This is a genomic window from Phaeobacter cretensis, from assembly GCF_047372505.1.
Classification (GTDB): Bacteria; Pseudomonadota; Alphaproteobacteria; order Rhodobacterales; family Rhodobacteraceae; genus Phaeobacter; species Phaeobacter cretensis.
Map to the genome: position 1 here is coordinate 329,648 of NZ_JBKBEU010000001.1, position 12,082 is coordinate 341,729.

10 protein-coding genes and 1 riboswitch are annotated in these 12,082 nt (G+C 54.8%); of the genes, 6 read left to right on the forward strand and 4 right to left on the reverse strand.

Annotation, left to right across the window (positions count from 1 at the left end; translation table 11 throughout):
* Positions 1-13 precede the first annotated feature (13 nt).
* From rpsR to ACEWZM_RS01635, 6 genes are all read left to right on the forward strand, one after another.
* Positions 14-241 carry a 30S ribosomal protein S18 gene (gene rpsR / locus ACEWZM_RS01610; RefSeq protein WP_005982441.1) on the forward strand — a complete coding sequence of 76 codons (228 nt, stop codon included), beginning with the start codon at positions 14-16 and terminating at the stop codon, positions 239-241.
* 12 nt (positions 242-253) lie between these two features.
* Complete coding sequence (gene rplI / locus ACEWZM_RS01615; protein WP_414004780.1) at positions 254-868, forward strand: 50S ribosomal protein L9; 615 nt, start codon at positions 254-256, stop codon at positions 866-868.
* A 257-nt stretch (positions 869-1,125) separates the two neighbouring features.
* Entirely contained in the window at positions 1,126-1,296 is a 171-nt protein-coding gene (locus ACEWZM_RS01620) for a peptidyl-tRNA hydrolase (protein WP_414004781.1), read from the forward strand.
* A 430-nt stretch (positions 1,297-1,726) separates the two neighbouring features.
* Positions 1,727-2,197: a transglycosylase SLT domain-containing protein gene (locus tag ACEWZM_RS01625; RefSeq protein WP_414004782.1), complete on the forward strand. Its 471-nt coding sequence runs from the start codon at positions 1,727-1,729 to the stop codon at positions 2,195-2,197.
* 147 nt (positions 2,198-2,344) lie between these two features.
* Positions 2,345-4,303 (forward strand): bifunctional 2',3'-cyclic-nucleotide 2'-phosphodiesterase/3'-nucleotidase, encoded by a 1,959-nt coding sequence (locus ACEWZM_RS01630; RefSeq protein WP_414004783.1) that lies wholly within the window; start codon positions 2,345-2,347, stop codon positions 4,301-4,303.
* Between the two features lie 298 nt (positions 4,304-4,601).
* The gene (locus tag ACEWZM_RS01635; RefSeq protein WP_414004784.1) at positions 4,602-5,870 is read left to right on the forward strand and encodes a calcium-binding protein; all 1,269 of its coding nucleotides are present in this window, start codon (positions 4,602-4,604) and stop codon (positions 5,868-5,870) included.
* Between the two features lie 194 nt (positions 5,871-6,064).
* Here ACEWZM_RS01635 and tig read toward each other — a convergent pair whose 3' ends face one another.
* From tig to ACEWZM_RS01655, 4 genes are all read right to left on the reverse strand, one after another.
* On the reverse strand, positions 6,065-7,396 hold the full coding sequence (gene tig / locus ACEWZM_RS01640) for a trigger factor (RefSeq protein WP_414007925.1): 1,332 nt from the start codon (positions 7,394-7,396) through the stop codon (positions 6,065-6,067).
* A gap of 230 nt (positions 7,397-7,626) precedes the next feature.
* Positions 7,627-8,757, reverse strand: a complete 1,131-nt coding sequence (locus ACEWZM_RS01645; RefSeq protein WP_414004785.1) for a porin — start codon at positions 8,755-8,757, stop codon at positions 7,627-7,629.
* A gap of 581 nt (positions 8,758-9,338) precedes the next feature.
* A complete protein-coding gene (locus tag ACEWZM_RS01650) occupies positions 9,339-10,421 on the reverse strand; it encodes an FAD-binding oxidoreductase (protein WP_414004786.1) in 1,083 nt (360 codons plus the stop codon).
* A 5-nt stretch (positions 10,422-10,426) separates the two neighbouring features.
* Positions 10,427-11,650, reverse strand: a complete 1,224-nt coding sequence (locus ACEWZM_RS01655) for an aromatic ring-hydroxylating oxygenase subunit alpha (protein ID WP_414004787.1) — start codon at positions 11,648-11,650, stop codon at positions 10,427-10,429.
* 109 nt (positions 11,651-11,759) lie between these two features.
* Positions 11,760-11,963: riboswitch (cobalamin riboswitch) on the reverse strand.
* Between the last annotated feature and the right edge of the window lie 119 nt (positions 11,964-12,082).

Genomic DNA, 12,082 nt, shown 5'->3' on the forward strand with positions numbered 1-12,082 from the left:
AGGACGCTAAACCATGGCAGCCAAACCGTTTTTCCGTCGTCGTAAAGTATGCCCGTTCTCGGGCGACAATGCGCCGAAAATCGACTACAAAGACACTCGTCTTCTGCAGCGCTACATTTCCGAACGTGGTAAGATTGTGCCTTCGCGCATCACCGCTGTTTCGGCAAAAAAGCAGCGTGAACTAGCCCGTGCTATCAAGCGCGCCCGCTTTCTCGCCCTGCTGCCCTACGCCGTGAAGTAAGGAGATAAGCACATGCAAGTTATCCTTCTGGAACGTGTGGCCAAACTGGGCCAGATGGGCCAAGTCGTGGACGTAAAGCCCGGCTATGCTCGCAACTTTCTGCTGCCGCAAGGCAAGGCGCTGACCGCGTCGCAGAACAACATCGCTCGTTTTGAGGACCAGAAAGCGCAGCTTGAAGCACGCAACCTGGAAACCAAAAAAGAAGCAGAAGCTCTGGCTGAGAAGCTCGACGGACAGCAGTTCATCGTGATTCGCTCCGCTTCCGACGCTGGTGCGCTCTACGGTTCCGTCACTCCCCGTGACGCCGCAGACGCAGCCACCGAAGAAGGCTTCTCGGTCGACAAGAAGCAGATCGCTCTGCTCTCGCCGATCAAGGACCTGGGCCTGCACAGCGTTGTTGTGAAGCTGCACCCTGAAGTCGAAGTTCAGATCAAACTGAACGTCGCACGTTCGGCTGAAGAAGCCGAGCTGCAGGCAACAGGCAAATCGATTCAAGAGCTCGCTGCCGAAGAGGAAGCTGCTGCTGAATTCGAAATCTCCGAATTGTTCGACGATATCGGCTCTGCCGCGTCGGATGACGACGACGATGCCGCTCCGGCTGCAAGCGACGAAGAGACCAACGCCTAATCGGCATTGATCTATCAGACATTGAGATTGGCCGTCCCTTGGGGCGGCCTTTTTCATGGCCGGATGTTAAATTTTGTCGCAGCCCCTTCAGCCGCACCTGTGGCTGAGAGCGTCAACGGATCAAAATCATCTTAAACTCTCAGCAGAAACCGTAGGATGTGGTAACCTCACATTCGGTCGTTTCTGCAATTCTTGTTCCGATATTGAGCAAGGTGTTGTTGGAAGCCTGTCATCTGGGGGTGACTATGGAAGAGAATATGATCCAAGAGGAGACGGTGCTACGCCGTCGCCTGCTGCTGCGTCTGTTACGTGGTTTCAATTTTGAAAACCCGAGATATCGGGGCGAGGTAATCAGCAATCTGGTTCCTCCCGAACTGATTACCTCCGAACTGACGCGGCACAATCCTAACCGGGTGATTGAGCCCTAGTAAGCGCAATCGTTGCAATGTGTTTGGTCCAACCAGCAGATGGGCCAAGCGCAAACGATCACCGATATGTCGTGATATCGGCAGTATTTACTCACTTGTCGAAGACATTGGCCGGGCGGGACCGCAAAGGCTCCCCCCTGCGGCCCCTGTGCATGTACATCCCAGGCGGGCCGCAGGCACGGGAGCCGTGTTGGGACCAGGGCAGAGCCCTGCTCATGCGCGCGAAGATCTTGGGACAGTCAGGGTTCGCACACAAATCCTTAGCAGCTAAAATTCAAATGATAGGCACAGATATTTATTTCTTGGTTTCTTGCTCAACCAAAGGCGGGGATATCCGCCGATACGGAAAACGGTTATTTGCTCAACCTCCACGGCCCGCCTAATCTGCCGGTGACCCGCTGGTATCGGGTTGCAATCAGGTCAAACACCAATGATCAAACGCAGAACGCTACTGGCCCTTGCCCTTAGCCCACTGGCCCTGGCCGCCTGTGGCGAAGCACCGGCCGAACCGAAAAAACCGACCGCCCCACCGCTCTACCCGAATGAGACGCCAGAGTTGCGGCAGAAAATCAATTTCTGGGCGGATCATTATGAGGTGCCACGTCCTCTGGTGCATCGGCTTGCAGTGCGCGAAAGCACTCACCGGCCCTGGGCAATCAACCGACCGTACTACGGCTTGCTGCAAATCCTGCCCGCCACAGCCCGCTCCATGGGATTTAGAGGTAAGCCCAAAGATCTTTTAGATGCCGATACCAATTTGGAATTCGCGGTGAAGTATCTGCGCGGTGCATGGCTCTTGTCAGACGGCAGCTATGATCAAGCGGTAAAGCACTATTCGCGTGGCTACTACTACGCTGCGAAACGTCGGGGTATGCTGCGCGAAACTGGGCTTCGCCCCTAATCAAAGTCGCTTAACAGATTAATATATATTGAAAATTACGCATGGACCGATAGCAGCCTCGACAAAAAGTTAGCGCAAAACTGTCACATGACGCCGGATATTTTTCTGCTAGGATGAATGTCTATTAAAAAGACGTCGGAGTGACAAATGCCTATCCAACTCGATCGCCGGTCCTTTCTTGCTGGCAGCGCCGGCCTGATTGCGCTGCACCCATTTTCTGTTCAGGCCGCCGCCAATCAGGTGCATTTACGCCTGATGGAAACCACTGACCTGCATGTGCATGTGTTTCCCTATGATTATTACGCAGATAAGCCCCGTGACACTGTCGGACTCGCGCGTACGGCTTCGTTGATTGGGGACATCCGCGCCGAAGCGACCAACTCCCTACTATTAGACAACGGTGATTTCCTTCAGGGCAACCCGATGGGCGACTACATCGCCTATGAACGTGGCATGAAGGAAGGCGACTCCCACCCTGTCATTCAGGCCATGAACGCCGTTGGCTTTGACGCCTCAACGCTCGGCAATCACGAATTCAACTACGGGCTGGATTTCCTGATGAAATCTTTGGCCGGGGCCGATTTCCCGGTGGTCTGTGCCAACGTCGCAAAAACAACCGGAGCCTCGCCACGAGACGACAAGACACTGTTGCCACCTTATGTGATCATAGAGCGTGAGCTGACCGATGGTGCGGGAAATACCCATCCGATCAAGATCGGCCTGATTGGGTTTGTGCCACCGCAAGTGATGAACTGGGATCGTCGCCATCTGGAAGGCAACGTGCAGGCCCGCGATATTCTGCAAACTGCTCGCGCTTATGTGCCGGAGATGAAAGAAAAAGGCGCTGATATCATTATCGCCCTGTCCCACTCTGGCATTGGCAGCGCCCAGGAAAGTGACGGCATGGAGAATGCCTCGGTACCTCTGGCGGCGGTTGAGGGCATTGACGCCATTCTAACCGGCCATTCGCATCTTGTATTCCCCTCCTCCACCTACGCCGATTTCGCCGGCGTTGATGCCGACAACGGTACCATCCATGGTACGCCTGCGACCATGGGCGGATTCTGGGGCAGCCATATGGGCCTGATCGATCTGATGCTGGAGCGAGACGGCGCGGGCTGGCGCGTGGTCGGTCATGCCTCCGAAGCACGGCCCATTTCCAAGCGCAACGAGGACCGCTCGATCACCGCGCTGGTCGACAGCGCCCCCGCAGTGCTGGCGGCAGCTCAGACGGAGCATGACGAGACCCTGCAATATGTGCGCCGCGCCGTAGGCAAGACAGACGCGCCACTGCACAGCTATTTTGCTCTGGTCGCAGATGATCCATCGGTGCAGATCGTATCGATTGCGCAGACCTGGTATATTGAACAGATGCTGAAGGGCACCGAGCATGAAGGCCTTCCAATCCTGTCCGCCGCCGCCCCCTTCAAGGCCGGTGGCCGCGGTGGTGCAGACTACTACACCGACGTGCCTAAAGGCGATGTGGCGATCAAGAACGTCGCAGATCTCTACCTATATCCAAACACGGCCCGCGCGGTACGTGTGACAGGTGCACAGGTGAAAGACTGGCTTGAGCGCTCTGCCGGTATGTTCAATCAGGTCACCCCGGGTCAAAACGACCAGATCCTGCTCAATCCGGCCTTCCCCAGCTACAACTTTGACGTGATCGACGGTGTGACATATCAGATTGATCTGTCTCAGCCGTCGAAGTTCGGCCCTAAGGGTGAGCTGGAAAATCCGGGGGCAAGCCGTGTGGTGAATTTGGAGTACAACGGTACTCCAATTGACCTCGCGCAGGAGTTTATTATCGCCACTAATAACTACCGCGCCGGCGGCGGCGGAGCCTTCCCGGGGGCCAAGGGCGATACTGTGGTCTTTGAAGGTCCGGACACCAACCGCGATGTCATCGTGCGCTATATTGTTGAGAAAGGCACCATCAGCCCGCGTGCAGATGCCAACTGGCGCTTTGCACCACTGGCCGACACCTCTGTGCTGTTCGACACCGGACCAAAAGCGGCCGACTATATCGACAGTGTTGAGAGCATCGCAATTGAACCTGCGGGTGAAGGGCCAGACGGCTTTGCACGCTACAGAATTTCGCTGTGAACAAACTGTTTCCGTTTTGAGTGAAATTAACTAATTTCTGCCGCCTGGTGTAATCTTATCGGGCGGCAGATCTAGGCACACAGGCCGCAGTTGAACACCATCTATAGATGAACGCCCTAAGAGTTAATTTTTACAAAATTCAAGCAAAACTGCGCCCAACCCCTCCTTTTTTAGGCATTTATTTGCCAAATTTCCGCCTCCTTCTTGCGACAAAGTTAACCGGCATGCCAGGTATCGGACAGCGCTGCACGACAGCGGTCCGCACCAAGACGGTTGATGAGCTAGAGGAGCAGTTACGATGACAAACGGCAGTTTCAATGACTTTCGCAATGCGCTTCTGGCCTTTGAATCCGGTTGGGATCGGGATCGCTACGATGCAGGACAGATCAGCGATGCGCAGTTGACGCAATGGGTGGGTGCGCCAATCGCCAGCTTCTACCCAGAACTCAGCAGCTGGGGCCAGCTGAGTGACACCCAATGGCGTGATATGGCGTATCACTCCACCAATTCTCTGGGCTTTGTCGGCTATCAATTCGGCGAAGCCTTGCTGATTGACCTCGGCTATTATCAGGATGATTTTTACTACCTAGGCGGTGATAGCATCAATCGCTGGGACGGCACCTGGACGGGTAAGAACGGCGTCAATAGTCTGGACGATTTCAAGAGCCACGCCGCGCAGGACACTGCGATCAACGAGGCTTTTGGCTATAATTTTGAAATACTCTCGCACTACCTTGGCCAACAGGGCCGCAGCATAAGTGACTATGTTGATCAGACCGTTTCCTATCGCGATGTAAACGGTGCGATGGTCGATGTGACGCTTTCGCTGACCGGCCTGATGGCCGCTGCCCACCTGCGTGGCGCATCAGGGCTCGCCACTCTTCTGCTGAGCGATATCGCGTCGACAGATGAATACGGCACCTCCATCCTGAAATACGTGCAGGATTTTGGCGGCTACGACAGCCCAACAGCGGAAGCTCTTATTGCCTTTTGGCAGGATCGCAAAGCTGGCGGCACTGCGCCGCTGGATACCGGCGAGCAGGAGACCGGAGAGACCCAGATTGGCACCGTCAACCGTGATGTGTTGGATGGAACCGATGCAGACGACCTGCTGTCAGGGCGTGGCGGCAACGACCGGCTGGTAGGACGCGCCGGCGATGATGATCTGCGTGGTGGCAGCGGACGCGATCGCTTGCTCGGCCAGCAAGGCGACGATGTGCTGAATGGCTCCCATGGGGCCGATACCCTCCGCGGCGGTGCTGGCAATGACACCTTGATTGGTGGTAACGGCAACGACAAGCTGTTCGGCCAACAAGGCAATGATCTGCTGATCGGCGGTGCCGGTAACGACACATTTGCCTTTGCAAGCAACCATGGACGCGGGCGAATCCGGGACTTTGAACTGGGTGAGGATCAAATCGATATCCTCAGCGGCACGCAGAGCATTGATGAAATCGACTTTACAGCAAAGGGGGATCACGTTGTGATGGCTTTTAACAATGTTGTTGTCACAGTCGAGAACGTTTCAGTCACCGAGCTAACAAACACCGATAACTTTCTGTTCTGAATAAGAAAATCAGTATCGCCTGCGGCACGATCCAGCGATCAATACAACCGCTTTGGGCAGCGCCATGGTGGTTGTTTTTTTGTCTTAAACAGGCGGTAGACGTGCCATCAATGCAGAAAGGCCGCCCCATTACGTACGGGCGGCCTTTTGCAATTTCGAACTCTGGATCTGCGCGCGGCAGATCCGAAGTGTAGTTATTCGTCTTCCAGTGCTTCGACTGCGGTTTGCAGTTCTTCTTTGGAGACTTCTTTTTCGTCAACTTTGGCCTGCGCAGCGATGTGATCGATGACTTTGTCTTCGAAGATCGGCGCACGCAGCTGCTGCTGCATCTGGGCATTCTGCTGGATGAATTCAAAGAACTGACGTTCCTGACCGGGATACTGGCGTGCCTGCTGCATGATCGCCTGTGTCATCTCCGCATCGGTCACTTCAACCTCAGCTTTCTGGCCCAGCTCTGCGAGCAAGAGGCCCAGACGTACACGGCGCTCAGCAAGCTTGTTGTGCTCGTCGGTAGCTTCGACCTCAGCGTGATCATGACCTTCAACTTCAGGGTTTTCTTCGTGCCACAGCTGATGTGCGATTTGCTTGGCTTCTGCTTCAACCAGCGTGGGAGGCAGGTCGAAAGAAACCAGGTCGTCCAGCTTGTCCAGCAGGCCACGCTTCATAACAGCACGGGCTGCACCGGCATATTCTGCTTCCAGACGCTCAGAGATCTGACTTTTCAGGCCAGCAAGATCTTCAGCGCCGAATTTCTTCGCCAACTCGTCGTTGATCTCCGCCGCTTTAGGGGCTTTGACCTCTTTCACGGTACAGGAGAATACAGCTTCTTTACCAGCCAGGTGCTCGGCTTGGTACTCTTCCGGGAAGGTGACGGTCACGTCTTTTTCTTCGCTCGATTTGGAGCCAACCAGCTGCTCTTCGAAACCGGGGATGAAGGAGTTCGAACCGAGCGTCAGCGGGTAGTCGTCGCCTGCACCGCCTTCAAAGGCTTCGCCGTCAACCTTGCCAACAAAATCGATGACGACCTGGTCGCCATCTTCCGCTGCTGCGCCGTCTTCGCGTGCCTCGAATTCCTGAGCAGTCTCTGCCAGATTGGCCAGAGCTTCTTCGACCGCGTCATCACCAGCTTTTACAACCAGCTTCTGCAGCTCAACACCGGACAGATCGACTTCAGGGATCTCAGGCAGAGCTTCATAGGACATCTCAACATTGACGTCGTCGCCCTCTTTCCAGTCTTCGTTGGTCATTTTGACGTCAGGCTGCATCGCCGGGCGGTCACCGCTGTCTTCAAAGTGCTTGTTCATAGCACCGTCAATGGTTTCCTGCATAGCTTCGCCGACAAGACGCTGGCCGAACTGCTTCTTCAGCAGAGCCATGGGAACCTTGCCTTTACGGAACCCTTTCATCTCAACTTCGGGCTGCGCCTCGACCAGTTTCTCATTGACCTTCGCGTCCAGCTCGGCGGCGGTGACGGTGATCGCGTAACCGCGTTTCAGACCTTCGTTCAGCGTCTCGGTGACCTGCATCATATTCCCCATAGAGATTCGGGGCGCGCGCGCAGGCGCTCCCCCAGACAATTTGAGGCCTTCTATTTGGACAAGAGCGGCGGCGCAAGAGGGATTGCCATCCAAGGTCCCCTGTCCGGCAGTGTTGGTGCGGTTTTTGGGCCGTAAAATGGAAAAACACGCCCCTCGGGGCGTGTTTCAAGTGGTTCAGGCCTGGGTCAAGGTCAAAACAGACCGAGCTGCCCAGCTGATCAGAACTTCCAGCGTGCGCCTGCCATAATGGAGGAGCTGTCCTGAAAGCTGGTCCCGCTGGTGTCTGAATAGGAATAGTCGCGGTAGGCAACATAAGTTTCCAGGTTCAGATTATCAAAGTTCTGAACTGCAGCGACACCCCAGGATTCCGCATTATCACCGCTGGTGACCATGTCCGAGCCATCATAGTAATCAACGGCGAAGGAGGTCGCGCCTACAGACAGGAAGTTGGCGGTGTAGCCCAGTTTAGCAAAGCCATAGTCACCTCCGGTATCGCGATCCCCTGCTGCTACCGCAAGGGATACGCCTGTTGGTTCGTGTAATGCGGCAAAGGATGCAACGATATCACGGGTTTTGGTACCTGGGCCGTTTTCGTTCCAAACCGCACCCAGCGCGCCATTAACGGTGAAATCACCAAGATCGTCATTGGTGTAGCGCACAGCAATATCATAGGCCTCGCGATCAGAATTTGATCGCAGGATTTCCTCGCCATAAGACGCCGACACAGTAAACCCGCTGAACTCAGGTGTGTCATAGCGCACCCGGCCCAAACGACCGCCATCTAAGCTGCGGAATGCGGATCCAATGCTGACCGTCGACAACGCACCCGTGCTGCTACGGAACAGAAAACCACCAGCCGAGTCTGCGACGGCTGAGGTTTGGATCACGCCAGTACCGGAGAGATCGGACTCTGCAATCCCATCCGACGCAAGCGACCCCTGACCAAAGGAGAAGGTACCGTAATGCGGCGTTACGTATTGAACATCGACCTTACGGATCCGTGTGCGATCCCAGCTGATATTCTGTGGGCGACCGTTTTGATCAACCCCATCCGAGGACCGCAGGCCAAAGGCGGTTTCAAAGTTGAAACGCAAGGTGTTTTCGCCAAACGACTGTTCCAACCAGAACCCAATGCGGGAGTTGGAGTTGGCATTGTCGACAACGGTGCTGAAATCTTCACTGCCATCGTCAAACGACTGGAAGGACGGGTTGAATTGTCCATAGTAACGGAAAGTTCCGCCCGAGCCATTCTCATACGTAGGCCCGGCGATGGCTGGTGCTGCGATACCCGCAACGAGGCCGGAAACCAAAGCCGCAACCCCAAAATGTGGGGCAAGTTTGGTAGTCATGAGGAGATACTCCAATATTGTTCGGGGCGGCGCCCTCTCCATCCCTAAGGGGCCGTCCTAAATCTGGCGCTATCACGCGAAATTTCGCCGAAGTACTCTTGAAATATGCAGCCCTACTTCCTTCGCGACGTTTTGAGCCAATTCTCGCTTACTTGTGATCAGCACGGGGAAGTCATGGCCCGGCATACACCCGTCTGACGCCCGTGGTTTGCCATCGAAACATTGGAAACGGAGTGCCACCTGCATTGCACCGATGTGTCTGAATCACGAATGCGCATGAGCGCCCGATAGTTCCAAAAATGCAATTTCTAGAGGAAAGCTTCGAATAAAGGCTAGAATTAATAGATTCTATATCAATATTTCACAATCTCCTGGGGAGCTAACATGGCGCGACTATTCCACCTCGCCTACGTCGAATGGTGACTATTCCCGGATCACCACAAGGCGTGAATCTGGTGGGTTGAGTACAACGGCCTGCGTGAACAGACGGTCGAGAGAACAGTGTTTAGGATCCTGCCGCGCCTATTTGTTCTTTTTTGTTTAGGAGGCTGGCGAAGCCCTGCAGAGCGCTTCGCCATTTTTCAGACTTCTATTTCGACCTTACCGATCGGGTTCGAACAACAGGCAAGGATATATCCGGCCTCAATGTCATCGTCCGAGATCCCACCGTTATGTACCATGTGGACATCTCCCGTGGTCTTTTTGACCTTGCAGGTTCCGCAGACACCAAAGGTGCAGCCCGACGGGATATTCAACCCAACCGAGCGTGCAGCAGCCAGAACGGTGTCAGTCTCTGCCACTTTGGCGATAACCCCTGAGGTTGCGAAGAGGATTTCGGCAGAGGTTGTGTCATCAGGAACGACATCGTACAGTTCAGGTTGATCTGCCTCTTTCTGAACCGGCGCACCAAAGCTCTCTTGATAGTAATGATCCATGTCGAAGCCGAGCCCCGACAATGCATCACGCACCGCCTGCATGAAGGCTTCCGGGCCACAACAGTAAACCTCACGCTCCAGATAATCTGGCGCCATAAGACCCAGCATCAGCTGATTGAACTGCCCCTGATAGCCAGTCCATGGACGATAGATATCAGGTTCATCCACAACAAACTTCAGATCCAAATGGGGGGCACGGCTCGCCATCTGTTCCAAGCGCTGCTGAAAGATGATCTCAGACGGGCGTTTGGCGCAATTGATAAAGACGATATCCAGATCACGGCCTTCATCCCACATACAGGTGGTCATCGACATCATCGGCGTGATGCCCGAACCAGCCGAGATCAGCAGGAATTTGCGTGCCGAACTGTTCGCATTGGTAAAGAGACCAGCCGGCCCCATGGCCTTGATTTGCATACCTGGCTTTAGGTGATCCAGCATCCAGCGGGTGCCTATACTGTCTGCCTGCGCCTTGGCGGTGACCGTGATCGACCGAGGTCGCGACGGGGAGGATGAAATCGTATATGTGCGATGCACAACGCCCCCCGGCTGGCCTGACGCCGGGATTTCCAGTGTCAGAAACTGCCCAGGTTGATAGGCAAAGAGCGCCCCCGACGGGGCACGGAATGTGAAGCTTGCCGTATGCGGGGTTTCTGGCACGACTGATACGCATTCCAACAGTTCGTCGTCTTGCCAGATCGCCGATGTGATGCGGTTGAGGCTATTCATTCCGTTCACTCCGCAGCAATGGCTTTGTCAGCCCATTGCTTGGACAGGGTTGCGCAGTACCAATCAACAAATTGGCTCACACCGGCTTCCTGGGTAGGGGAATATGGCCCCGGCTGATATGCAGGTGAATTGATGCCCATTTGGTTGGCTTCCACCACCACACGATCTTCCTCATTTGTGGCCACCCAGACTTCGGTCAGTCGCTTGATGTCGTAGTCCACACCTTCCACCGCATCTTTGTGAACCAACCATTTTGTTGTCACCTCGGTTTCCGTTGCGGAGATCGGCGTCACCCGAAACACAAGGGTATGATCTGACATGAAATGGTTCCAGGTGGATGGGTAGTGGTACTTCAGCAGTGCGCCTGCGTCCTTGAACGGAAAGGACGAATTTGGTTTGTGCACTGCGACTTTGCCATCCATCGTGTAGCTTTCGGTGCTACCTAGCAACGGCATGCGAACCAGTCGCCATTCGGAATCCTCCGAAATTGTGAATTGAGACGGGGCACCAACCGCCTCGCACTTCTCCACATGGGCGCTCAGGATGGAGGCCGTGCCCTCATTGTCATTCCCGATTGCCGCCGGATCATCGGGAAACGTCCGGCACAGCGACGGGTGATTGCCGCCACAGTGATAACATTCTCGGTTGTTTTCCCAGACCAGCTTCCAATTGCCTTTCTCAACGATTGAACTTTCATAGGCGACCTTTGAGTTGGCCAGATCATGTGGCGAAAGATAGCTCTCGACCGTGGCAGAAAATGCTTCAAAATCCGGCGCCTCATCTGCCAAGCAGATATAGACCAAACCGGCGAGCTCGCGGCAGTGAACTGTTTTTAATCCATGCTGTTTGGGATCAAAATTCGGCCCCATGTCGCGTGCCCACAGCAACGATCCATCCAGTTCGTATGTCCATTGATGATAAGGGCAAACCAGCTTGGGAGCGTGACCCTTGGCAGCGGTGCAGATAACCGATCCGCGATGACGACAGCTGTTGTGAAAAGCCCGGATTTGATTGTCAGCTCCCTTAACAATTGCGATGCGGTAAGCGCCGATAGTATACGTGACATAGCTGCCCGACTTCTCCAACTCACAGGCCGGAACCGCAAACAGCCACGCCTGATAATGAATGGCTTCCAAATCGTTCTGAAACACATCCGGATCAGTATAGAACGCTTGTTCCAATGCGTATCCGGGACTCCGTCGGGCCAATAAGGCCTGGATATTGTTCACTTCTTGCTCTCCTGCCGCGCCCCGCGGCTTTGCTGGAGCAGATGAGGCATGAACACAGCGTATCGGTGCCTGAGGATGCGACCGTCTCCTGTGCCCGAACCGCCACCCGCAGTTTGAATTTTGCAAGGCTGGTTTCCGGACTCAGAAGGGGTATCTACCCGAGATAGGCACCTTCCCGAGATCCTCATCTCAGTGGTCGCTTGCCGTCTCTGACCTTCATTACCGTTGCGGGGGCAGTGCTGGAGTCAAACCAGCTTCCCAATTCTCCGTGACAACTTAACGAAGCCGCGGCACCTCACACGGCAGTGATATTGCAGACAAAACAACACGCGCTGCAAAGCTTGCGACATCTTCGGCATCAAAACAGACGCGTCTATTTTTTCTTGAGGAAATGGAGTTTGACCGAGGTGTGCACGGATCCATCGCCAAAGG

What these genes read in the sequence shown, in the direction of transcription:
- rpsR (WP_005982441.1), top strand. Translation starts at nt 14, where the DNA reads ATGGCAGCCAAACCGTTTTTCCGTCGTCGTAAAGTATGCCCGTTCTCG.
- ACEWZM_RS01635 (WP_414004784.1), top strand. Translation starts at nt 4,602, where the DNA reads ATGACAAACGGCAGTTTCAATGACTTTCGCAATGCGCTTCTGGCCTTT.
- ACEWZM_RS01650 (WP_414004786.1), bottom strand. Translation starts at nt 10,421, where the DNA reads ATGAATAGCCTCAACCGCATCACATCGGCGATCTGGCAAGACGACGAA.
- ACEWZM_RS01620 (WP_414004781.1), top strand. Translation starts at nt 1,126, where the DNA reads ATGATCCAAGAGGAGACGGTGCTACGCCGTCGCCTGCTGCTGCGTCTG.
- tig (WP_414007925.1), bottom strand. Translation starts at nt 7,396, where the DNA reads ATGCAGGTCACCGAGACGCTGAACGAAGGTCTGAAACGCGGTTACGCG.
- ACEWZM_RS01630 (WP_414004783.1), top strand. Translation starts at nt 2,345, where the DNA reads ATGCCTATCCAACTCGATCGCCGGTCCTTTCTTGCTGGCAGCGCCGGC.
- ACEWZM_RS01645 (WP_414004785.1), bottom strand. Translation starts at nt 8,757, where the DNA reads ATGACTACCAAACTTGCCCCACATTTTGGGGTTGCGGCTTTGGTTTCC.
- ACEWZM_RS01625 (WP_414004782.1), top strand. Translation starts at nt 1,727, where the DNA reads ATGATCAAACGCAGAACGCTACTGGCCCTTGCCCTTAGCCCACTGGCC.
- rplI (WP_414004780.1), top strand. Translation starts at nt 254, where the DNA reads ATGCAAGTTATCCTTCTGGAACGTGTGGCCAAACTGGGCCAGATGGGC.